The following is a 24,498-nucleotide window of genomic DNA, read 5'->3' on the forward strand; positions in this document are numbered from 1 at the left end:
GGTTGAGGGTTTTGGACAAGTCGCACGGGTTCCCTGGGATAAAGTCTCAAACCGTGAAGTATCTGCGTCCGTTCGACCTGGCCCGTGAGCACGGCATTTCCACCCAGGCGGTCCGCAACTACGAGCGGGACGGGTTCATCCCGTTCGCCCGGCGCACCCCGTCCGGCTACCGGACCTACACCGAGACCCACGCGGCGGCCCTGCGCTCCTATCTGGCGCTCGTCCAGGCCTACGGGCACGCCACGGGCGGGGAGATCATGCGGTTGCTGAACACCGGCGACCTCGACGCCGCGCTGACGGCCGTCGACCGCGGCCACGCCCAGCTGCTGCGCGACCGGAGCACGCTGGACGCGGTGGGGCGGGCGGTGCAACACCTCACCTCCGGCCCCGGCGTCGCCGAGCTCCCGACCGTCGGCAGCGAGCCGCTCAGCATCGGTGAACTCGCCCGCCGTCTGGGGGTGACCGCGGCGACGCTGCGGAACTGGGAAGCGGTGGGCATCCTCGCCCCCGCCCGGGAGCCGGTCACCGGCCACCGCTCGTTCGGCGCCACGGACGTACGCGACGCCGAGCTGACCCATCTCCTCAGGCGCGGGGGCTACCCGCTGGAACGCATCCGCGCGGTGATCCAGCAGATCCGCACGGCCGGCGGCACCGAGGCACTGTCCGCCGCCCTCGACGACTGGCGGCGACGGCTGACGACCCGCGGTGTGTCCATGCTCGACGCGGCGGCCCAGCTCGGCGGGTACGTGGCCCTCCTGGGCGTGGCCCGAGCCGGGCCGCCGGCCACCGCGGAACCGGCTCCCGGGCCGGGGTCCCCACCGACGGTTTGAGACCTCACGACCCGACGAGTCAGCCGGCCGCGCCGACGACATCGCCATAAGCCTCAACAGGTCTTTCAATGATTCGATTGACAGACATGAGACAGGACTTTCACGACCTTTCCGTCGCCTCGTGCGCTCTTCTTGCGTTCGGCGAACCCACCCACCGCGAACCCGCCTTCGGGTGGTTGCGCAACGAGATGTTCGCCGGGCTGGCCGACCGCGGCTTCCGCTCGATCGCCCTGGAGACCGATCGTGTGGCCGCGCTGCGCATCGACGACTTCGTCAAGGGCGGCGAAGGGGATCTCGACGACGTGGCGCGGGAGGGCTTCTCCCACGACTTCGGGAAGCTGGAGACCAACCGGCAGCTCATCGCCTGGATGCGCGACCACAACGCGAGCCTGCCGCCGCAGGAGCAGCTGTCCTTCCACGGCTTCGACGTCCCGACGGAGACGACCAGCGCCCCCAGCCCGCGGCGCTGTCTCGAACACGCCCGGGACTACCTGGGTCTCGACCTCGACCTCGCCGGGCTGTTCGGCGCGGACGAGCAGTGGAGCCGTACCGAGGCGGTGATGGACCCGGCCATGTCGGTCGGCGCCACGCCCGAGGCCGACCGGCTGCGGTCCCTCGCCGACGACATGCTCACCCTGCTCCACTCCAACGCCGCCGAGCGGATCGCCCAGACCTCGCGCGCGGAGTGGCTCCGGGCCAGGACACACCTCACCGCCGGCCTCGGTCTGCTGCGCTACCACCGGGAGGCGGCCCAGCGCCTGGAGAACAACGCCCGGCTGTCCCGGCTGTTCGCCATCCGGGACGCGCTCATGGCGCAGAACCTCCTCGACATCCGCAGCATCGAGGGCCGCCGGGGAGCGACGCTGGTCTTCGCCCACAACGTGCACCTCCAGCGGACCCCGAGCGCCTGGAGCCTTGGAGACCTGAGCGTCAGCTGGCCCGGGGCCGGCACCATCGTGGCACCGCTGCTGGGCGACCAGTACGTGTTCGTCGTCGGCAGCCTGGGCCGCAGCGAGGCCATCGAGTTGGGCGAACCCGAGCCGGGCACCTATGAGAGCCGCCTGCAGGACCGCGTCACCGATTGGGGCCTGGCCCCCACCGGCACGGTCGCCGCCGCCCGGTGCCGGACGGACGCCACCCCGCAGCAGGGCTACTTCCCGCTCGACCATGCCACCCTGGCCACGGCCGACGCGGTCCTGCACGTCAGCGACGGCGCCACCGTCCCCCGGGCCGGGGACCGCTCGCGCGTACCCGCCGGTGCGGGGAGCGGGCACTGACAGAGACAGGAAGGATTCGGGAGGCTCACTTGGCGCCGGGGATTAGATTCGCCGTCGATCAGGGAGCCTCCCGAAGGAGCTGACTACGCTTGAACACTGTTCCGGCACTGTTCGAGTCAACCGTCGCCCTACGGAGCGACGAGCCGGCCCTCGTCGACGGGCGGCGCACCCTCACGTACGCGGAGCTGAACACCCGGAGCAACCGGCTCGCCCGCAAGCTCATCGCGCACGGTGTCGGTCCCGACTCGCTCGTCGCGGTCGCGATACCGAAGTCGAGCGAACTGATCGTGGCGATCATGGCGGTGCTCAAGGCCGGCGGTGCCTACCTCCCGCTCGACCCGGGATATCCGGCGGAACGCCTGTCGTTCATGCTGTCCGACGCACGGCCGGCCCTCCTGCTGCGGTCCTCCGCGGTGGCGCCCCTCGGCGCGGGTCCGGAGGAACTCGTCCTCGACGACCCGGCGTTCCGCGCCGGGTGCGCGGCGCTGCCGGGGCACGACGTCGCCCAGCACGAGCGCCACGCCGTCCTGCGCCCCGAGCACCTGATGTACGTCATCTACACCTCGGGATCGACCGGAACGCCCAAGGGTGTCGCCGTACCGCACAGCGGCGCGCGGGACTTGGCCGCCACCCAGGCGGCCGTCCTGCGGGCGGGCCCGGGCGACCGCGTGCTCCAGTGGGCGTCCATCAGTTTCGACGCCGCCTTCTGGGACGTGTCCCTCGCGCTGCTGTCCGGGGCGGCCCTCGTGATGGTGCCCGCCGACGAGCTGCTGCCGGGCCACCCGCTGTGGACCACCTTGTTCAAGTACGGCATCACGCACGCGGTACTGCCCCCGGTGGCTCTCAGCGAGACCGATGCCGAGGACGTCCTGCTCGGCGGAACCGTCATGTCCACGGGGGACAGCTGTACGCCGACGCTGGTGCGCAAGTGGTCACGGGAGCGGCGGATGTTCAACGGCTACGGTCCGACCGAGGTGACCGTCGGGGCGACGATCGGCGGGCCGGTGCACGGCGCCGGTGACGTCGGGATCGGCATGCCGTGGATCGGCAACGAGGTGTACGTGCTCGACGAGCGCCTGCGCCCGGTGCCGCCCGGCACGGAGGGCGAGCTGTACATCGCGGGCAGCGGGCTGGCGCGCGGCTATCTCCACCGGTTCCGGTCGACCGCGGCGAAGTTCGTGGCCGACCCGTTCGGGCCGCCCGGCAGCCGGATGTACCGCACGGGCGACCGGGGCCGCAGGGCGGCGGACGGCGAGCTGTTCTTCGCGGGCCGCGCGGACGGCCAGGTGAAGCTGCGCGGCTTCCGCGTCGAACTCGGTGAGATCGAGACCCGGCTCGCCGCCCATCCGGCGGTGGACGTCGCCGTCGCCGTCGTGCGGGGCGAGCTCGCCGATGCGCATGTCGTCGCCTACGTCACCACCACGGCAACGGTCGGGCCGGACGACCTGCGCGCCCATGCCGCCCGGTCGCTGCCCGCGCACATGGTGCCCGCACACGTCATGGTGCTGGACCGGTTCCCGACGCTGGCCAACGGCAAGATCGACCGGGCGGCCCTGCCGCGGCCGAACACGGGGGCGGACGGACGGTCGCACGGCGGGCAGGTGCCGGACGCCGTCGAGCCGGACGGCATCGCGGCCGTGATCTGCGCGATCGTGCGGGACATCCTCGGGATCCAGGAGGCGAGGGTCGCCGACAACTTCTTCCAGCTCGGCGGGCACTCCGTCCAGGCGACCAGGCTGACCGCCCGGATCCGTGAGCGGTTCGAGATCGCGCTGCCGATCCGGACGGTGCTGGAGGCGACGACGATCGGCGAGCTGGCCGTGGCCGTCGAGAGCCGGTTGCCCGGCTGACGGCCGTCAGCGGAAGGCGACCGGCAGGCCGGCGTAGCCGTTCAGGAAGTTGGAGTAGATCGGTGTGGGCTCGCCGCACACCTCGATCTCGGTGACCGACGCGGTGAGCGCGCTCAGCAGTGCGCGCAGCTCCGCCCGGCCGAGGAACGCGCCGACGCAGAAGTGCGGGCCGTGGCCGAAGGAGAGGTGCTTGTTGGGCGAGCGGGCCGGGTCGAACCGGCGCGGCTGGTCGAACACCTCCTCGTCGTTGTTGGCGGAGGTGTTCCACAGCGTCACGATGTCGCCCTCGCGCACCCGCCGGCCGCCGATCTCCATGTCCCGGGTGGCCGTGCGGGCGAAGTGCATGGCGGGCGTGGCCCAGCGCAGCACCTCCTCGACCGCCGTGTCGATCGCGACCGTCCCCGCGCGCAGAGCCCGCCACTGGTCGGGGTGCTCGGCGAACGTCTTCACGGCGCAGATCGCGGACACGCGGGAGGACTCGTCGCCGCCGAGCACGAGGCTGTAGCAGTTGAGCGCGACCTCCTCCAGCGTGAGCGGGCGGTCCCCCACGACTGCCGTCGCGATCATGCTGACGACGTCGTCGCCGGGGTCGCCGCGTCGGTGCTGGGCAAGGTCCATGAAGTAGCCGACGATCTCGTTCCGGGCCTCCAGGAAGTCCAGCCGGTCGGACTCGGCGTCGTCCGAGGAGAGGGCCAGCTTGTTCCAGCGCAGCAGCTTCTCTCGGTCCGCCTCGGGAATGGAGAGCAGATCGCAGATCGTCTGCATCGGAATGTGCTCGGCGACCTCCGTCGCGAAGTCGAACTCGCCCTGCCGGGTGACCCTCCTGACGAGCCGTGAGGCTCGCTCCCGTACCCCCTGTTCGACCGCGCCGAGGACACGCGGGGAGAACGCGCGCAGCATCAGGTTGCGCAGCTCGCGGTGGCGGGGCCGGTCGGTGACCGCGAGCATCTTGCCGCCCGCGGAGTCACCGCCGCTCAGCAGCACCTCCAGCACGGTCCCACGAGCGGAACTCAGGGAGCGTACGTCGGCGTAACAGGCCAGCACGTCGGCGTGGCGGGAAACGACCCAGAAGCCGGGGTCCCCTTCGTGCCAGTACACGGGCCGGGACGTCCGCACCCGGCGCCAGAACTCGTGTGCGTCGTGCCGTACGAAGGCGGTCGCGTCGGTCAGGTCCAGCTCGGTCGGGGTGGTCATGCCGGAATCGTGACAACGCCGGCGCCTACGACGGGAAATTCTTGCGCAGGTCTTTCTTCTCCGTGAATGAGAGGCGAAAGATTGCCGATCGAGCGGTTCCTTTCCGTGCCATTCTCAGGAATACCAATCGTCGGAGGCGCCGGATCGTCCGGCGGCGGCCGGTCGATCCCCTATCACGAGGAGGCGGCGCCTTGAGCCCTCTGACGTACGCGGAATATCTCCGAATGGAGACTCTGCTTTCACTCCAGGATCCTCGGACCCCGCCCACCTCCAGCCGCGCGGTCGTCCTCGCGGAGCAGTTCTTCATCATCACCCACCAGTCCTGCGAGCTGTGGCTGAAGCAACTGGGGTCCGACCTGGACGCCGCCGCCGAAGCTCTCGTGCCGCCCTGCGACCCGCACGATCTGGAGCTGGGACTGGAATTCCTGCTGCGGGCCGGCGAGGTGGTACGCGTACTGCAACAGCAAATTCTGGTGCTGGAGAAACTGCCGCTGCGCTATTTCGCCGCGTTCCGGCCCTCTCTGGGCACGGCGAGCGGTGCGCAGTCCACGCAGTTCCGGCGGTTGACCACGCTGCTGGGCAACAACGACCACCAGGGCACTCTCTACGACGCCTTCGCGGCGGCGGCCGAGTACCACGGGCAGTCCGTGCACGACGTCTGTCGGCTCGGCGTGGAGTCCGGGGTGCTCCACCGCCTCGCGGAAGCACTGGTGGACATGGGGAACGGGTACTGGCACTGGAAAATGGCACACCTCGCGCTGGTGTCGAAGATGGTCGGGGAAGGGGGCGGGACCGGCGGGTCCAGCGGTGTCGACTTCCTCGCCCGCCGGGTCACCAGGCCCTTCCCCGAACTTCGCCGGCTGCGCGGAAGGATGCACCACTCGTAGCCGTCGTCCGTCGGCTAGCCGGCCTCGGTCTCCAGTACATATCCGCGGCCCCAGGCCGTCCGGATGGCCAGGTCGGTCGGTAAGAGGCGGCGGCGGAGCCGCATGATGTGGAGGTCGAGCGAGTTTCTCGTCGGCCTCTGCACGCGTTCCGCCAGCCGTTGAGTGAGTTCGTGCCGGTACACCACCTCCCCGTAGTGCTCGATGAAAAGTTCCATCAACTCTGTCTGGACATTCGAGATGGTGATCGAGTGCGGTCCGAAGGTGAGAGTTCCGGCGGAGTCGAGAGTCGGTGTCTGCCGATGGTCCAGCCGGTTCTGGAGCGCTCTGACCCGGGCGTCCAGGTCGGCCCTGGCGATGGGTGCGCGAACCCAGTCCTCGAAGGGATCGTTGCAGACCGGTGGACGGGCCCCCGCCTCGACTACCAGGAGTCGGGGGACACCGTCCCTCCTACATCGGTTCCGAAGGTCTGTTTGTGCCGGCCATCGGACGAACATGACATCGCTGCTTGTGCCTGCCACAGCACGCGCCTCCCCGCATACGCACGATGATGGTCAATGCCGTCGCCTGCCCGTTGCGTCCTGACGTCAGCCAAGCAGGCGTGGAGAAAGGGCCGCAGGCCGTGGTGGCTTGATTCGGTCGCCACGGCCTGTGGCCCACGGAGGCGCGGTTCCCGGTGGTCTCCGGGGCCGCGCCTCTTCGCGCAGCCCTAGTGGTTCATCGCCTCCCGGAGACTGCGTGGCCGCATGTCGGTCCAGTGCTCCTCCACGTAGGCGACGCTCTCCGCCCTCGCGGCCGGACCGAAGACGCTGCGCCAGCCCGCGGGCACCTCGGCGAAGGCCGGCCAGAGCGAGTGCTGCTCCTCGTCGTTGACCAGCACGTGGAACCGGCCGTCCTCGTCATCGAACGGATTTGTGCTCACCTGTGTCCTCCCGAATCGGTTTCCATCAGTCACGGCTCTGGTCAGGAGTCACGGCGCCGCCCGCAGGATCCGGTTGATGGCGCGGCTGATCTCGGCGGCATTGCGCGGCCAGTACATCTCGTTGTGCGCGCAGGCAAGGTCGATGCGCCGCACACGGCCGTCGACGTGCTCCTGCCAGAGCACATCCAGTTCCTCTTCCAGTTCCCGCTTGTCGTGGGTCTCCGGATCGAGGAGCGCGTTGAAGAAGACGATGTCGCCGCGGAACCGCGGTGAGGCGAACCGCCGCATCTGGTCCATCTGCTTGATGAAGATCGAGGAGGCGGTCGCGACCAACGACGGATACTCCTCCATCCCGGCCAGGTGTCCCATGTAGTTGGCGAGGAAGCGACGGACCATGGCCTCGTCGAGGGCCTCCAGGTCGGTGAAGTGGCTGGAAGGCGCGGCGTCCAGCAGCGCCAGGAGAGCCACCTCGTGTCCGCGCCGCTGGAGTTCGGCCGCCATGGCGTGCGCGAGGGTGCCGCCGAAGGACCAGCCCAGCAGGTAGTAGGGGCCGTTCGGCTGGACCTCCAGCACCTGCCCGATGTAGTCCTCGACCATCTCGTCGATGGAGTCGGCCGACGGCGTGGTCCCGTCGAAGCCGCGTGCCTGGATACCGTACAGAGGCCAGTCCGGGTCCAGGTGACGGGCGAAACCGAGGTAGGGCCAGCTCAGCCCGCCGCCCGGGTGCAGCCACCACAGAGGGGGCCGGTGCCCCTCTGTGCGGATCGGCAGCAGAACGGCGAACGGGTCCTCGATGTCGGCTTCGGTGTCGGCGGACAGCTGCGGTGCCAGTTCGGCCACGGTCGGATACTGGAAGACCGTGCGGATCGGGACGTCCACGCCCAGCTTCTCGTGGATCCGCCAGACCAGACGCGTCAGTCGCAGGGAGTGGCCACCGGAGGCGAAGAAGTCGTCGTCGATGCCGATCCGGTCCAGGCCCAGCACCTCTGCGAAGAGCGCGGCGAGTTCCTCCTCGCGCGGGGTGCGCGGGGAGCGGTGTTCCCCGCTGACCGGGTCCGGCTCGGGGAGCGCGGCCCGGTCCACCTTGCCGTTCTCGGTGAGCGGCAGCCGATCCAGGACGACGATCTCGGCGGGCATCATGAACTCCGGGAGCCGGCCGGCGAGCCGCTCGCGCAGCAGGGAGGGCAGCCGGGAGGCGCGTCGGGAGACCGCGGGGACGTTCGCCTGCCGGGCCGAGGGGGCGCCGGCGGGCCGGTAGAGGCCGTCGCAGCAGATGGCGTCGACGTCGGGCAGGACGGCCGCCTCGAAGCTGTCACCCGCCCGGGCGGACCAGGTGCAGTACACCGCGAGGCCGCGCCGGGCGCCCCACGCCTCCAGCTCGGCGGGGTCGAGGGTGCCGCCCAGTTCGGCGGGGGCGCCCCACTCGGCGGCCTCGCCGGCCAGGCGGGCGTTGGGGACGCCGGTCAGCCGGAGCCGGCCGCCGTGCCGGGCCAACGCGTCTTCCAGGTGAGCCAGTTCTCGGACGTCGGCCGCCCAGACCACCTCGGGCAGGTCGCCGAGGTCCAGCGGCTTCGCCGGCGCCTTGTGCAGCACGACCTCGTAGCGGTGGCGGGTCAGCTCGTTGTGGTGGGCGCCCTGCTTGAGGCGGATGTCGGTGGCGACGGCGTCCGGCCGGGCCTCGGCCCAGCGGGCGAAGAAGCCCGGGTCGACGACGAGTTCCTTCTCGGCGAGCACCGCGCGTTCCACGGCGGCCCGCACGGCGGCCGGGCCGTCGGCGGGCTGTCGGCAGCGGTGCACCGCCGCGGCGAACATGCGCAGGGTCCGGTGGTTGCGGATGTCGCCGAGCACGACGCGCCCGCCGGGTGCGAGCCGGTCCATCGCGAGATCGAGTACCCGGGTGAGGTAGTCGGCGTCCGGGAAGTACTGCACGACCGAGTTGAGGATCACCGTGTCGAAGTACCCGGTGGGCAGACCGTCGGCGTCGTCGGCGGGCTGGCAGCGCAGGGTCACCTTGTCCGAGAGCCGCCGGTCGGCGCCGGTCTGGGCGCGGAGCCGTTCGATGACGGGCGCCGAGAAGTCGGTGCCCCAGTACTCCTCGGCCTCCGGTGCGAGCGGGCCGAGCAGCAGGCCGGAGCCGACGCCGATCTCCAGCACCCGGCGCGGGCGCAGAGACCGCACCCGCCCCAGCACGGCCTCGCGCCAGTGCCGCATCTCCGGTAGCGGGATGGGGCGGCCGGTGTAGGAGCTGTTCCAGCCGGTGAAGTCCTCGCCGACCGTGTCGGTGCCGACTTCCGTCCCGCCGTACATGGTGTCGTAGATCTCGCGCCACTCGCCGACCTGTTCGGCGGCGTCACGGCCGGTGGACTCGGTGCCGTCGGGCACCACGTAGGCGACCAGGCGGCGTTCGCCGAGCCGGTCCCGGCGCACCGCGACCACCGCGTTCGCCACGCCGTCCTGTTCCCGCAGCACCGCCTCCAGCTCGCCCGGCTCGACGCGGTAGCCGCGCAGCTTGAGCTGGTCGTCGCTGCGGCTGACGTACTGGAGGCGGCCGGCGCTGTCCCAGCGCACCAGGTCGCCGGTACGGTACGCGCGCGCTCCGGGCCCCGCGGACAGGTCGGGCACGAACCGGGTGGCGGTCAGGCCCGGGCGGCCCGCGTAACCGCGCGCCACGCCGTCGCCGCCGATGTACAGCTCGCCCACCACGCCGGGCGGCACGGGCCGCAGCCGATCGTCCAGGACGAGGAGGCGGCTGCCGTCCATCGGGGTACCGATGGGCAGCGGGTCGGTGCACTCCGCCGCGCTGTCCATCCGGTGCCGGGAGGCGAACGTGGTGGTCTCGGTCGGGCCGTAGCCGTTGACCACGGTGATGCCGGGACAGGTGTCGAGGATCGCGCGGACGGCGGTCGGCGACAGGACGTCCCCGCCGGCCCACACCTCCTGGACGGCGGCGAAGCACTCGGCGTGCTGTTCGGCCATCACGGCGAACAGTCCGGCGGTCAGCCACACCGCCGTCACCTCCCGCTCGGTGATCACTCGGGCGAGTTCCGCGGTGTCGGGCCGGCCGGCGCGGGCCACCACGGCCGTGCCACCGCCGAGCAACGGCACCCACATCTCGTACGTCGACGCATCGAAGGTGTGCGGCGAGTGGACGAGGACGCGGCGATGGGCACCGGTCCCGAAGCAGCCGTCGAGCGCGAGGTCGACGACGTTCCGGTGGGTCACCTCCACGCCCTTGGGGCGGCCGGTGGAGCCCGAGGTGTACATCACGTAGGCGACGGCGTGCTCGCCGAGGCCCTCCGCCTCGGGCGGCGAGTCGGGCAGCCCGCCGAGGTCCTCCTCGGCGAGTCCCTCGTCCACGGTGACCGCCGGTTCGAGGTCCGCGAGCAGGAGGTCGATGCGCTCGGGCGGGTAGGTCGGGTCGACCGGCACGTAGGCGGCGCCGGCTTTGAGGACACCGAGGACGGCGGCGACCAGCAGCGGCGAGCGCTCCAGCACGAGCGCGACGCGACTGCCCGGGCGGGCGCCGCGGGCCCGGAGGTGGTGCGCGAGGCGGTTGGCCCAGCGGTCCAGTTCACCGTAGGTCCAGCTGAGCGATCCGTCCGCGGAGACCAGCGCGGTCGCGTCCGGGGTCGCGGCGGCCACGGCGGCGAACCGCTCGGGAAGGGTGCCGGCCTCGAAGCGGTCGTCCCGGGCCTGGCCGCCCCACGTGCTCAGCGCCGCGTGCTCGTGCTCGGCCAGCACACCGACGGATCCGATGGGCGCGTCCGGCGCCGCGACCGCCTGGCGCAGGAAGTGCAGCCAGCGGTCGAGCAGCGTCCTGACCGTCCCCTCGTCGAAGAGTTCGGTGGCGTACTCCGCGAAGCCCTCGATGTGGGCCGGTGCGCCCTCCTCGTCCCGTTCGGTGACGCTGATGAACAGGTCGAAGCGCGCGGTGCCCGGGGTGAACGGCTCCTCGGTCACGGTCAGGCCGGCCAGGTGGAACTCCGGTCGCGTGTTGTTCTGGAGCGCCAGGCACACCTGGAAGAGCGGGTGATGGGCGGGCGAGCGCGCCGGGTTGAGCACCTCGACCAGGTGCTCGAACGGGATGTCCTGGTGATCGTAGGCGGCGAGGCTGCTCGCGCGGACCCGTCCGACGAGTTCGGTGAAGGAGGGGTCACCGGAGGTGTCGGCACGCAGCACCCAGGTGTTGACGAAGAAGCCGACCAGTCGGTTGAGCGCCTCGTCGGTGCGTCCGGCGATGGGCGAGCCGATCGGCACGTCCGTGCCCGCGCCGAGCCTGGTGAGCAGCGCGGCGAGGGCCGCCTGGAGCACCATCGACACCGTGGCGCCGGACTCCCGGGCCATCCGGCGCACGCCCTCGGTCAGCTGGGGGTCGAGTGCGAGCGGCACCTGATCGCCGGCGTACGACGCGACGGCGGGCCGAGGCCGGTCGGCAGGAGGCGTGACGGTCTCGGGAAGGCCGGCCAGCTGCGTCGTCCAGTAGTCCAGCTGCCGCCGGTAGAGGCTGCCCGGGGTGTCGCCGTCACCCAGCAGTTCCCGCTGCCAGAGCGTGTAGTCGACGTACTGCACGGGAAGCGGTTCCCATTCGGGTGCCCGGCCCGCGCGGCGGGCCTCGTAGGCGGTCGTGAGGTCCTGGGCCAGCGGGAGGGCGGACCAGCCGTCGGCCGCGATGTGGTGCGCGCCGATGAGGAGCACCGCCTCGCGCTCGCCAATCCGCAGCAGCCAGGAGCGGACCGGGATCTCGGCCGCCAGGTCGAACGGGCGGCGCACCGCCGCGCTCAGGACGCCGGGCAGTTCCGCCTCGGTGACCTCGCTTTCCTCCCAGGGGATCTCGACGGTGGCCGGTGCCAGGATCTGTTGGTACGGCTGCCCGTCCTCCTCGCCGAAGACGGTGCGCAGCGATTCGTGCCGCACGACGACGTCGTGCACGGCGCGGCGCAGGGCGGCCGCGTCGAGTGTGCCGCGCATCCGCAGGGCCAGTGCGACGTTGTAGGTCGCCGAGGGTCCCTCGAAGCGGTGGATGAACCACAGTCGCTGCTGGGCGTAGGACAGCGGCAGCCGTTCGGGCCGGATCTGGGGAAGCAGCGGCGGGCGGACGTGGTTCAGGGTGGTCAGGTGGGCCGCCAGCTCGGCGACGGTGGGCGACTGGAAGACGACCCGGATGGGGATCTCCACGCCGTGTTCGGCCCGGATGCGGCTGACCAGCCGGGTGGCCATGAGCGAGTGGCCGCCGACGGTGAAGAAGTTGTCGTCCACGCCGACCCGGTCGAGTCCGAGGACCGCGGCGAACAGCGCGCACAGCGACTCCTCCTCCGGCGTGGCGGGGGCCCGGCCCCCACCGGCCGTGTAGTCGGGCACGGGCAGGGCGCGCCGGTCGGGCTTGCCGTTGTCCGTCAGCGGGACGGCGGCGAGGGGCACGATGGCGGCCGGGACCATGTACTCGGGCAGGGTCTCCCGCAGCAGGCCGCGCAGGGCGGGCAGCAGCGCCGTGACAGCGGCGGCGGCCGCGGGGTCGTTCGCCGGGGTGCGTCCGTCGGCGGCCGGCAGGTAGGTGCCGGTGAGGGCGGACCCGGCCGCCGGGCCGTCGCGCAGCACGACGACATCGAGCAGGTCGACCGCGTCGGCCGACCAGGTCGGCACCACGCCCCAGCCGTGCCGGGAGGCCCAGGCATGGAGCTCGGCGGGGTCGATCGGCGCCGGCTCGGGCGCGGCGGAGTCGTCGATGCCCAGGGCGCGGGCCGCCGCGGCCTCCTCGGTGAGGCGGGCGTTCGGGATTCCGGTGATCCGCACCGCGGGCTCGGGCCGGTCACGTATCCGGTCGACGAGCCGGTCGAGGTCGCCTTCCCAGGCGAGGGTGGGGACGCCGTCGAGCCGTCGCGGGGCATCCGCAGGTGCCGTGCCCGCCTTGTGCAGCACGACCTCGTAGCGGTGCCGGGTCAGTTCGTTGTGGTGGATGCCGTCCTTGACGCGGATGTCGGCGCCGGCCGCGCCGGCCCGGTGTGCCCAGCTCAGGAACCACTCGGGGTCGACCACCAGTTCCTTCTCCAGCAGGACGGCCTGGTCGACCGTGGTGCGCAGCACGTCCGGCTCCGCATCGGGGTTCTTCGCCCGCTGGACAGCCGCATGGAGCGTGCGCAGGGAGGACGCCCGCCGGATGTCGCCGAGGACGATCCGGCCGCCCGGCGCGAGCAGTTCCCAGGCGCCGTCCAGGACCCGGGCGAGGTAGCGCTCGTCGGGGAAGTACTGCACGACGGAGTTGAGCAGGACGGTGTCGAATCCGCCCCGGGGCAGTCCGGCGAGGTCGTCGGCGGCCTGGCGGCGCAGCCGGACCCGGTCGGCCAGGCCGGCCCGGGCCACCTGGTCGCCGAGCCGGTCGATCACGGTCCGGGAGAAGTCGGTTGCCCAGTACTCCTCCACCCGACCGGCGATGTGCGAAAGCAGGAGTCCGGTGCCGACGCCGAGTTCGAGGACACGCTTCGGCGACCAGCACAGGACGCGTTCCACGGCGGCGTCGCGCCAGGACCGCATCTCGTCGAGCGGGATCGGCTCACCGGTGAAGGAGCTGGTCCAGCCGGTGAAGTCCTCACCGAGTCCGTGTCCGTCGTCGTGGGAGTAGGCCTGGTCGTAGACCTCCTGCCACTCCCCCACCTGTTCGTCGGTGTCGTCGACGGGCGGGCGCAGGGCGCCGGTGTCCGGGACGACGTAGGCGACGAGCCGTACGTCGCCGGGCCGGTCCTCGCGGGCGGTGACGATGGCCTGGCGGACTGCCGGGTGCAGGACCAGGGCGTGCTCGATCTCGCCCGGCTCGACGCGGAACCCGCGCAGCTTGACCTGGTTGTCGGCGCGGCCGAGGAAGCAGATGTTGCCGTCCGGGAAGAAGGTTGCGCGATCGCCGGTGCGGTACAGCCTGTCGTCTTCACGTGTGCTGAACGGGTCGCGGACGAAACGTTCCGCCGTCAGCTCGGGCCGGTTGACGTAGCCGACGCAGAGGCAGTCCCCGCCGATGTACAGGTCGCCCTCGACCCCGACGGGACACGGCTCCATGTCCTCGTCGAGCACGTAGTAGCGGGCGTTGTCGATGGGACGGCCGTAGGGAATGCTGCGCCAGGCCGGGTCGATCTCCCTCACCCGGAAGTAGTTGGACCACACCGTCGCCTCGGTGGCCCCGCCGAGGCTGACGATCTCCGCGCCGGTGAACACCCGGCGGACCTCGTCGGGCAGCGACAACGGGGTGAAGTCGCCGGAGAGGAACACCAGGCGCAGGTCCTCGGCGCCCTCGTACCCGCCCCTCTCGGTGAGCAGGGAGGCGACCTGGTTGAGGGTGGTGGGCACGGAGTCCCAGAAGGTGATCGGTTCCGTGAGCAGAACGTCGAGGAGCAGCTGCGGGTCGCGCTGCTGGACGGCGTCCGCGATGTAGACACCGCCGCCGCAGCCCAGCAGGCCGAAGATGTCGAAGACGGAGAGGTCGAAGCCGAGCGAGGTGACGCAGAGGGCGACGTCGTCGGGGCCGAACGCGAAGGTGCGGTAGCACCAGTCGATCAGGTTGTGCACCGGTCGGTGGGTGACCGCGACGCCCTTGGGCTTCCCGGTGCTGCCGGAGGTGAAGATGATGTACGCCGTGCTGTCCGGGTCCGCGGTCGGTTCCGGATCGTGGTCGGCGCCCGGCGACCGGGCGTCGGGGATTTCTACGAGCCGGGCGCCGTCCGGCAGGGCCCAGCGTTCGGTGTCCGGCGTGGACAGCACGAGGGAGCACCCGGCGTCGGCGAGCATGCCGGCCACGCGGTCCGCGGGCAGTGCCGGTTCGAGCGGCAGATAGGCGCCGCCCGCCTTGAGCACGCCCAGGACGGCGGCGATCATGGCCGGGCCGCGGGGGACACCGACGCCGACGACGACCTCCGGGCCTACGCCTCGATCCTTGAGGTCCCAGGCGACGCGGTTCGCCCACCGGTTCAGCTCGCCGTAGGTCATGGTGCCGGTGGCCCAGCGCAGGGCTGTGGCGTCCGGGCGCCGAGCGGCCTGCTCCTCGAAGAGCACGTGGAGCGGTCCCGGGCAGTGGACGGGGTGGGCGGTGTCGTTCCACTCGACGAGGATCTTTCGGCGTTCGGCGGCGTCGAGGGTGGTGCCGGACGGCCCGGTCCCGGCCTCGGCCGCTGTGCCGACGGTGGTCCTCGGGTCGGCCACGACCTCCTCGACCACGGCCACGAACCGTGCGGCGATCTCCTCCACCGTGGCGCGGTCGAAGAGGTCGGTGGCGTACTCGATCTCCCCGACGACGGAGCCGGTGGACTCGTCCGGTGCCAGGTTGAAGAACAGGTCGAACTTCGCGCTGCCGGTGGGCAGCGGTTCCATCGTCACGGCGAGGCCCGGCAGGTCCAGGTGCGGTGCGGTGTTGTTCTGCCATGCCAGCACGACCTGGAACAAGGGGTGATGAGCGGTCGACCGTTCCGGCCGCAACAGCTCCACGAGCCGCTCGAACGGCACGTCCTGGTGGTCGTAGGCGGCAAGGGCCTTCCTCCGCACTTGTTCGAGCACCCACTCGAACGGCCGGTCCGGGGTTACCTGCAGGCGGAGCGTCCACGTATTGACGAAGAAGCCCACCAGTTCGTTCAGTGCCTCCTCTGTACGGCCCGCGATCGGCGAGCCGACGGTCACGTCCTTGCCTCCCCCCAGCCGATGCAACAACACCACCAAGGTCGCCTGCAATGCCATCGCCATCGTGACGCCGTGGGTTTGCGCCAACTTCTCCACCTCGGTGCGGAGTTCCGCGGACAGCCCGATCGGGACCGCTCCGCCCCGGAAACTCGCCGTCTCGGGGCGGGGCCGGTCCAGCGGCAGGGGAAGAGGCTTGGACACGCCCGCCAGTTCCTCGCGCCAATAGGCGCTCTGCACCGAGACAACACTGTCCGGATCTTTTTCGTCGCCCAGCATTTCGTGCTGCCACAGCGCGTAGTCCGAGTACTGCACAGGCAGTTCGGCCCAGTCAGGTGCCGTGCCGGTCACCCGGGCCCGGTAGGCCGTCGACACGTCACGGGCCAGGGGGGCCAGCGATCCGCCGTCGCCGGCGATGTGGTGGATCACCAGGACCACCAGGAATTCCTCGTCGGCGCCCTGGAGGACGCAGCCGCGCAGCGGCACGTCCCTCGACAGGTCGAACCAGCTGCCGCTGACCGACGCCACCACGCCGGGCACCCGCTCGGGTGCCACCCGGCCCCAGTCCTGCCAGGGCAGTTCGATCTCGGCAGGGTCGAGAACACGCTGGTACGGCTGGCCGTCGGTCTCGGTGAAGACGGTGCGCAGGACCTCGTGGCGGACCATCACGTCACGAAACGCCGCCCGCAGCGCGACCGTGTCGAGCGGGCCGTGGCAACGCAGGAGAAGCGGGATGTTGTAGGTGGAGGACGGACCTTCGAAGCGGTTGATGAACCACATTCGCCGCTGCGCGTACGACAGGGGGGTCATGGTGTTTCCTACCTTTCGGTCATTCTCCGCAGCGGCTTGCGAGTGGAGGCCGCCATCTCGTCCCAGCGGGCGGTCAGTTCGGCAACGGTGGGGGCGGTGAACAGGAGGTGCATCGGGATGTCCACGCCCATCTCGGCGCGTACCCGGGCCACGAGCCGGGTGGCCATCAGCGAATGGCCGCCCAGGACGAAGAAGTCGTCGTCGAGACCGATCCGCTCGGCGCCCAGGACCTCGGCGAACAGCGCGCACAGCGTCCGCTCCCGGGGCGAGCCGGGAGCTCGGTACTCGTCGCCTTCGAGCTCCGGGCAGGGCAGGGCGGAACGGTCGAGCTTGCCGTTGGGCGTCAGCGGCAGTTCCGTGAGCGCCACGAACGCGGCCGGGATCATGTAGGCCGGCAATCGCTCTCCGAGCGCCTCCCGCAGGAGTTCCGTGCTGGGTGGCTCGGTGGCGGACTCCGGGACCACGTACGCCACCAGCCGGTGGTCGCCCGGCCGGTCCTCGCGGGCGATGACGACGGCCCGGCGGACCGCGGGGTGGCGGGTCAGGGTGTGCTCGACCTCGGCGGGCTCGATCCGGAAGCCGCGCAGTTTGATCTGGTGGTCGGAACGGCCGAGGTACTCCACCTCACCCGTGACCGTCCAGCGGGCGAGATCCCCGCTGCGGTACATCCGCGCGCCCGGTGGCCCGAACGGGCAGGCCACGAACCGCTCGGCGGTCATGCCCGGCCTGCCGTGGTAGCCGCGGGCCAGGCCCTCGCCGGCGATCCAGAGGTCACCCGTCGCGCCGGGCGGCACCGGGCGCAGCGCGTGGTCCAGCACGAGGATCCGGGTGCCGGCGACCGGGCCGCCGACGGAGGGAGGCAGGCCGGAGTGGCCGGGGAGCAGACGGGCGGCGGTGGCGTAGACGGTGGTCTCGGTGGGGCCGTAGAGGTTGGTGACCTCGGCGGCGTGCCGGCACAGGGTTTCGGCGAGCGCGAGGGGCAGGGCCTCGCCGGTGGAGATCACCCGCAGCCCGGTCAGACAGGCCGGGGCATGGGTGACCAGGCTCTGCCAGAGCGCGGGGGTGGCCTGCATGACGGTGACGCCGGACCGTTGGACGAGGCCGAGGAGTGCCGTCGGCTGGATGATGTCGTCCTTGCCGGCCAGTACCACCCGGCCGCCGGCGAGCAGGGGCAGGAAGAGTTCCAGCGCGGCGATGTCGAACGCGACGGTGGCGCAGGCCAGCAGCCGGTCCTCCGCAGTCAACGTGAATCGATCCTGCATACCGGTCAGCAGGATCGCCAGGGCACCGTGCCGGATCACCACGCCCTTGGGTGTACCCGTGGAGCCGGAGGTGTAGATGACGTAGGCGGCGTGGTCGGCGCCCACCGGGACGCGCGGGCCGTGGGCGGGGTGAGGGGACCGGTCCGACAGGTCCACCCCTGCCAGCCGCTCCTCGTCGAGGACCAGCACCGGTGCGCTGTCCTCGACCACGGCCCGTACCCGGGAGGCCGGATACTCCGGGTCCACCGGCACATACGTGCCGCCGGCCTTCCACACGGCCAGCAGGGCCACCACCAGGTCGGCCGAGCGGGGCAGCAGCACCACGACCCGGGACTCGGGGCCCACGCCCTGCCCGGCCAGCCAGTGCGCCAGTCGGCCGGCCCGCTCGTCCAGCTCCCGGTAGGTCAGCCGGTGTTCGCGGAACTCGACACAGACCGTGTCCGGCGTCGCCGCCGCCCGCGCCGCGATCAGATCGGGGACGGTCCGCTGGGGGGCCGGGACCGCGGTGTCGTTCCAGCCGTGCAGCACCTGTTCGCGCTCCGCGTCGGACAGCACGTCGAGCGCGCCGACGGTGGTCCGCGAACCGGCGGCGAACTGCCGCAGCACCCGAACCAGCCGGTCGGCGAGCGCCTCCACGGCGGTCCGCTCGAAGACGTTGCGGCGGTACTGGAAGGAGATCCGCAACAGCGGGTCGGCCGCCGCGATCACGGTCAGCGGATAGTGCGGCGGGGCGTACGGACGGATACCGGTCACCACCGGTTGTGCCGACGCGCCCGCCGCCGAGTGGCCGGACCGGTCGACGGGGAACGACTCGAACACCACCAGCGTGTCGAACAGCGCGTTCAGGCCGGTGGCCCGCTGGATGTCGGCGAGCCCCAGGTGATGGTGGTCCAGCAGTCCCGCCTGGGCGTTCTGGAGGCGGCCGAGCACCTCCGGGACCGGGTCGGCCGACGTACATCGCACCCGCACGGGCACGGTGTTGATGAACAGGCCGATCGTGGTGTCCGCGCCCGGCAGCCCGGAGGGCCGGCCCGCGACCGTGGCGCCGAACAGCACCTCGTCGCGGCCGGTGAGCTGCGCGAGCACCATGGCCCACGCGCCCTGCACCAGGGTATTGGCGGTGACGCCCCACTCCGCGGCCCGGCGCGTCAGCCTGGCGGCGTCCTCGCCGGTGAGCGGTACGTCGATCTGTCCGCTGCCCCCGTCGGCCGGCCGGGCCCCGGGCGTCGTGGGCGCCAGCAGGGTCGGCTCGGCCACCCCGGCGAGTTCCTCGGCCCACGCGCGGGCGGAGCGTGCCGTGTCCTGCCGTGACAGCCAGCTCAGGAAGTCCCGGTAGCCGTGCGTGCGGCCCGGTGCGGTGTCGACGCCGTCGGCCGCGTAGAGGTCCATCAGCTCGCGCTCGACGAGCGGCACCGACCAGCCGTCGAGCAGCACGTGGTGGGCGGTGAGGGCCAGTTCGGCGTGCCGGGGGCCGAGCGTGACCAGGGTCAGGCGCAGCAGCGGCGGGCTGTCCGGGCGGAAGCGGACGTCCCGCTCCTCGGCAAGGATCTCCTCCAACCGCGTGGCGGCGTCGGGGTCGCCGGTGAGGTCGAGGTGCCGCCAGGGCAGCGGGACGTCGTCCACGACGACCTGCACGGGCTCACCGGTGGCGCTCGGCTGGAACGCGACCCGCAGGTTCGGGTGCCGGTCGAGCAGGGCCTGGCCCGCGGCCCGCAGCCGCGCCGGGTCCACCACGCCTTCGAGCCGGAACACGAACTGTGTCTGGTACGCCTCGGACGCGCTCTGCGCGAGCATCGTGTGGTACAGCAGCCCGTCCTGCAAAGGCGTGAGCGGCCATACGTCGCCGACGCGTCCGAACTGCCTCTGCCAGCCGTCCAGTTCTTCCTGGCGGACGGTGACCAGCGGAACGTCGGACGGGGTCAGTCCCCGCCCGCCCGACGCGACCAGGCTCCGCAGGCCGCGCAGGGCGGCGCACCAGGTCCGGGACAGGGCGCGGACCTCGTCGGCGGTCAGCACTCCGGTGGCGAAGGTGAACAGGGCGGTGAGGCGCGCGTCGTCGCCGACGCCGGTGACCAGGGCGTTCAGTTCGAGCGCGCTGGGCGTCGGCATGTCCGCGGCCGGTGCGGCAACCAGCTCGGCGCATTCGGGCGCCGGGATCCATCCCGAGCCGCGGGCGGGGTCGTGTCCGGACGTCGGCTCCGGGCGTTCGAAGGAGAAGCGGCCCAGGAAGTTGAATCCGATGTCGTCCACCGCATACGGGCTCAACAGCGCCGCGGTGTCGTCGTTGAGGTAGCGCAGCAGGGTGTAGCCGATGCCCTGGTCGGGCAGGGCCCTGCGCTGCTCCTTCACCCGCTTGAGCGCGTCACCCGCGGCGGCTCCTCCGGTGATCGCGGCGTCCACGTCGATTCCCGAGACGTCGAGGCGTACGGGGGTGACCGTGGTGAACCAGCCGGCCGTGCGGGACAGGTCCGCGCCCGGCACCAGCTCCTCCTGCCTGCCGTGTCCCTCCACCCGTACGACCGTCGTGCCGTCGGTGACCCCCCGCCGTTCGTGGGCCAGCGCGAGAACGAGGGCGGTGAGCAGGACGTCGTCCGCACCGCTGCGGAAGGCGGTGGGGACGGAGGTCAGGATCGCGTCCGTGAGATCGGCCGGCAGTTCCACCCGGACTGTCTCCGTGGTGGAGGTGATGTCCCGCGCGGGGTCGAGCGGCCGGGAGCCCACGGGTGCGACGGGGGCGGCGAGCAGGTCGCGCCACGACGACACCTCCGCCACCCGTCCGGGACGGGACGCCTCGTCGGCCAGGGCGTGCATCCATCGGCGCAGGGAGGTACCCACCTGCGGCAGGGCGGGGGTCCGTCCTTCCTGGACCTGGCGCCAGGCCTCGGCCAGGTCGGGCAGCAGCACCCGCCAGGACACGCCGTCGACGACCAGGTGGTGGGCCACGACCAGCAGCCGCCCGGGGCCGCCCGCGGCCGCCTGGAACCAGACCAGCCGGAGCATCTGCCCGGCCCGGGCGTCGATGTGCCGTACGGCCTCCGCGGCCTCGGCGCGCAGCAGGGTCTGCCACGCCTCGCCGTCCCAGTCGCCCGGGCAGTCGACCCGGTCGATGAGTGCGCCGGCGGACGGAGTGCCGGGTGGCTGCACCAGCATGCCCTCGTCCGTCAGCCGTGAGCGCAGGCCGTCGTGCCGGTCGAGGACGGCGCGCAGGGCCGCGGTGAGGCCGGGGAGGTCGACGGCCGCGGGCAGTTCGAGGACCAGCCACTGGGCGAGGCGGTCCAGGCCTGGGCCCCGTTCGGCGTACAGCCTGGCCATGGGGGGCAGCGGCAGCACGCCGACGCCCCCGCCCTCGAGTTCGGCGAGGGCCACCGGCGCGGTGTCGCGGGTCGCGGCCTGCGCGAGCGCGGCGACGGTGCGGAACTCGAACACGGTGCGCGGGCTGAGCGCGAGACCGCCGGCGCGGGCGCGGGCCACCAGTTGGATCGCCCGGATGCTGTCGCCGCCCAGAGTGAAGAAGTCGTCGTCGATCCCGATGTCGCTCAGGCCGAGGACCTCGGCGAAACCGGCGGCCAGGAGCCTCTCGTCACCGGTCCTGGGCGGCCGGTGGGCACGGCGGGTGACCTCCGGCTCCGGCAGCCCCGCCCGGTCCAGCTTCCCGTTCGCGGTCAGCGGCATGCGGTCCAGCGCGACGAAGGCGGCGGGCACCAGGTGGGCGGGCAGCCGGGCCGCGACGAAGCCCCGCAGCTCGGCGATGTCCAGACCGGCGTGCAGATCCCAGTCGGTGGCGCTGCCGCCGCTGCCGGAGGTGGCCGGGACGACGTAGGCGACGAGCTGGGCGGCTCCGTCGGCGCCTCGGCCGCGCCGGGCGACGACGGCCGCCCGGAGCACTCCGGGGTGGACGGTCAGCGTGTCCTCGATCTCCTGGGGCTCTACCCGGAAGCCGCGGATCTTCACCTGGTGGTCGGCTCGGCCGGCGAACTCCAGTTCGCCGTCGGCGTTCCAGCGCGCCAGGTCGCCGGTCCGGTACATACGCCGCCCCGGTTCCCCGAACGGGCAGGCCACGAAACGCTCCGCGGTCAGGGCCCGGCGGTCGTGGTAGCCACGGGCGAGGCCGGCGCCCTCGATATAGAGGTCACCGAAAACGCCGGGCGGCAGCGGACGCAGCCGGCTGTCGAGGACATAGAGCGCGGTGTTCCAGATCGGGGTGCCGATCGGTACGGTCCGCGCCCCGGGCCGGTACTGCCACGCGGTGACGTCCACGGCCGCCTCGGTCGGCCCGTACAGGTTGTGCAGTGGCACGCCGAAGGTCCGGTGGAACCGTGCGGCCAGCTCGGCCGGCAGCGCCTCTCCGCTGCACACGACGCGGCGCAGACCGGTGCAGGCGGCAGCTCTCTCCTCGCTGACGAATTCGGCCAGCATCGACGGGACGAAATGCGCCGTCGTGACGCCGGCCCGCCGGATCACCTCGGCGAGGTAGTCCGGATCGCGGTGCCCGTCCGGTCGGGCGACCACCAGGGTGGCGCCGGTGATCAGCGGCCAGAAGAACTCCCAGACGGACACGTCGAACGAGGCGGACGTCTTCTGCAGGACCCGGTCGGCGCCATCGAGACGGAAGCGATCCTGCATCCAGAGGAGCCGGTTGACGATCGCGGCGTGCGTGACGACGGCGCCCTTGGGCCGACCGGTCGATCCCGACGTGTAGATCATGTACGCGGGGTGGTCGACGCGGTGCGGGGCGGACGTGACGGGCCCTTCGGTGAGCGGAGCGTCGTCGACCATGACCACGGGGACATCCGTCCGGGGCAGCCGGTCCGCGGTGTCCTTGACCGTCAGCAGCAGCGCGGGCGCGGCGTCGGCGAGCATGAACTCGACCCGCGCGGCCGGGTAGTCCGGATCGACGGGAACGTAGGCGGCGCCTGCCCTGAGGACCGCGACCAGCGCGACGACCAGTTCCAGCGAACGGGGCACCGCGACCGCGACGAACCGCTCGGGCCCGGCGCCGCGCTCGGTCAGCAGGCGGGCCAGTCGGCCGGACCACTCGGCCAGTTCCCGATACGTCACCCGGGTGTCCTCGAAGGTCACCGCGACGGCGTCCGGGGTGGCGCGGGCCTGTCGGTCCAGCAGTTCGGTCAGGGTCGTCGGCTGCGGGGTCACCGTGCGTCCGGCGTACTCCGTGAGCAGGGCGCGTCGTTCCGCTGGATGCAGCGCGGAGACCGTCCCGACCGGGGCGTGCGGGTCGGCCAGGGCCGTACGCAGGAAGGTCACGAACCGCTCGGCGAGTCCGGCGATGTCCTGGTCGTCGTACTCGGCCCGCGGCGCGTCGAACCGGACGTACAGGTCGCTGTCGGCCCTTCCGTCGGTGTAGACGCAGACCATCACCTCGTCGATCACGCCGAAGGTGCCACCGGCGAAGTGGGCCGAGGCTCCCGCCAGGTCGAGTGCTTCGACGGAGGGGAGCACGTTGACGACCGCGCCGAACGGGCTGCGCACGTCGCCGGCGTGGCCGGTGGCCCGTTTGATCAGGGATATGTCATGCCGGGCGTGCCGCAGGACACGACGCCGCTCGCGCCCGAGCTCCTCGGCCAGTTCCACGAAGTCGGCCCCGGGGTCCACCCGCGTGCGCAGCGGCACCCGGTTGGAGAGCAGGCCGAGGGAGCGGCGCAGCGCGCCGACGCGGTGATTGACGGTGATGGTCAGCAGCGGTTCGGACAGGCCGCACATGTGCCCCAGAAACGCGGTGGCGGCCGAAGCGATCAGGTCGGGGACCGAGGTCCCGGCCGCGGCGGCGGCGTCTTCCCAGGCGGCGCGTTCGACGGCCGGAACCGACGCGGTGCGGGTGACCATCCCCTGCGTGGCGGTGAGGTCGTCCCAGTACCCCGGCAGGTCCATGGGGGCGTCGGTGCCCGGACGGACGCCGACCGGCAGACGGGCGGCGGGCAGGTCGTCGGCAAGGTAGTCGCGCCAGAACCGCTCGGCGTCGGCGGACCGCTCCGACGCCCGGTAGACGGCGTCCTTCGCCGCCGCGACCCCGGGCGGGTTCGGGGCGCCGTCGGGCACCGCGGAGCCGACGCGCAGCGCACGGTAGATCTCGGCGATCCGCCCGGACAGCAGGGTGAGAACGCCGAACGCGTCGGTGAGGATGTGGTGGAAGACGAGCACGAGCAGGTGACGGTCGGGTCCCAGCCGGATCGAGCCGATCCGCAGCAGCGCGTCCTCGGTCAGGTCGAAGGGACGGCGTACGAGCTCGCCGACGACAGCGCGGGCCGCGTCGGCGGGGTCGGCGGCGTCGCCGACGTCGAGGCGGAACGGCTCCCACGCCCCGAGGTCCCGGGCGACCGTCCGCAGCCCGCCGTCGTGGCGGAAGTTCACCGCCAGCGCGTCGGCTTCCACCACCGCCGCCCGCAGGGCCGTGGCGAGCAGGGCGGTGTCCAGGTCACCGTCGATGTCCCAGAGAGTCGCCACATTGTTCGGTACGTCGGGAGTGAATTCCTGCGCGAGCCACATGGCTTCCTGCGCTGACGTGACGCCGGTACAGCCCATCCAGATGCCCCCAGCAAACGTGGTTTCCCGGTCATTGACCCCTCGCCGTGTCGATGTTTGTCGCGGCCCGTGCGGTTCAACAACCGGGATGAAAGATTTTGGTCAGAGATCGACAAGGAACTGGCCAACACCGAAACAACTCCGCCAGTCCGCGCGGCCCGACGTCCGTCCGACCTGCTCTACCGCCCTCGGAGGACATCCTTCGATCGCGGGTCCCGCGCGTGGAGACCCGGACCGGGAGCGGCGTCGAGCGGCCGGTCGAGGACGTCCTCGATCCGGTCCG

Annotated in this window: 9 protein-coding genes; 4 read left to right on the forward strand and 5 right to left on the reverse strand. The window is 72.0% G+C overall.

Annotated elements, in window-relative coordinates:
• The first annotated feature begins 53 nt into the window (after positions 1–53).
• The 3 genes from IE124_RS29915 (at position 54) to IE124_RS29925 (ending at position 3,957) form a co-directional block, all read left to right on the forward strand.
• A complete protein-coding gene (locus IE124_RS29915) occupies positions 54–830 on the forward strand; it encodes a TioE family transcriptional regulator (protein WP_189512351.1) in 777 nt (258 codons plus the stop codon).
• Between the two features lie 86 nt (positions 831–916).
• On the forward strand, positions 917–2,107 hold the full coding sequence (locus IE124_RS29920) for an erythromycin esterase family protein (protein WP_306432444.1): 1,191 nt from the start codon (positions 917–919) through the stop codon (positions 2,105–2,107).
• 89 nt (positions 2,108–2,196) lie between these two features.
• On the forward strand, positions 2,197–3,957 hold the full coding sequence (locus IE124_RS29925) for a non-ribosomal peptide synthetase (protein ID WP_189512355.1): 1,761 nt from the start codon (positions 2,197–2,199) through the stop codon (positions 3,955–3,957).
• Positions 3,958–3,963: 6 nt separating this feature from the next.
• Here IE124_RS29925 and IE124_RS29930 read toward each other — a convergent pair whose 3' ends face one another.
• Entirely contained in the window at positions 3,964–5,151 is a 1,188-nt protein-coding gene (locus IE124_RS29930; protein WP_189512357.1) for a cytochrome P450, read from the reverse strand.
• A 62-nt stretch (positions 5,152–5,213) separates the two neighbouring features.
• Here IE124_RS29930 and IE124_RS29935 point away from each other — a divergent pair, with 62 nt between their 5' ends.
• The gene (locus IE124_RS29935; protein WP_268246763.1) at positions 5,214–6,038 is read left to right on the forward strand and encodes a tryptophan 2,3-dioxygenase family protein; all 825 of its coding nucleotides are present in this window, start codon (positions 5,214–5,216) and stop codon (positions 6,036–6,038) included.
• A 14-nt stretch (positions 6,039–6,052) separates the two neighbouring features.
• Here IE124_RS29935 and IE124_RS29940 read toward each other — a convergent pair whose 3' ends face one another.
• The 4 genes from IE124_RS29940 to IE124_RS29955 form a co-directional block, all read right to left on the reverse strand.
• The gene (locus IE124_RS29940; RefSeq protein WP_229833007.1) at positions 6,053–6,556 is read right to left on the reverse strand and encodes a winged helix-turn-helix domain-containing protein; all 504 of its coding nucleotides are present in this window, start codon (positions 6,554–6,556) and stop codon (positions 6,053–6,055) included.
• 188 nt (positions 6,557–6,744) lie between these two features.
• Positions 6,745–6,957, reverse strand: a complete 213-nt coding sequence (locus IE124_RS29945; RefSeq protein WP_189512361.1) for an MbtH family protein — start codon at positions 6,955–6,957, stop codon at positions 6,745–6,747.
• Between the two features lie 48 nt (positions 6,958–7,005).
• Positions 7,006–16,416: a non-ribosomal peptide synthetase gene (locus IE124_RS29950; protein ID WP_189512363.1), complete on the reverse strand. Its 9,411-nt coding sequence runs from the start codon at positions 16,414–16,416 to the stop codon at positions 7,006–7,008.
• Between the two features lie 8 nt (positions 16,417–16,424).
• Positions 16,425–24,215, reverse strand: coding sequence for a non-ribosomal peptide synthetase (locus IE124_RS29955; RefSeq protein ID WP_268246764.1), 7,791 nt, complete (start codon positions 24,213–24,215; stop codon positions 16,425–16,427).
• Between the last annotated feature and the right edge of the window lie 283 nt (positions 24,216–24,498).

This window comes from Streptomyces narbonensis, assembly GCF_014649015.1.
Classification (GTDB): Bacteria; Actinomycetota; Actinomycetes; order Streptomycetales; family Streptomycetaceae; genus Streptomyces; species Streptomyces narbonensis.

Bases quoted from the DNA above. Each gene is read 5' to 3' on its own strand.
- IE124_RS29955 (WP_268246764.1), bottom strand. From the start codon at position 24,215: ATGGGCTGTACCGGCGTCACGTCAGCGCAGGAAGCCATGTGGCTCGCG.
- IE124_RS29930 (WP_189512357.1), bottom strand. From the start codon at position 5,151: ATGACCACCCCGACCGAGCTGGACCTGACCGACGCGACCGCCTTCGTA.
- IE124_RS29950 (WP_189512363.1), bottom strand. From the start codon at position 16,416: ATGACCCCCCTGTCGTACGCGCAGCGGCGAATGTGGTTCATCAACCGC.
- IE124_RS29920 (WP_306432444.1), top strand. From the start codon at position 917: ATGAGACAGGACTTTCACGACCTTTCCGTCGCCTCGTGCGCTCTTCTT.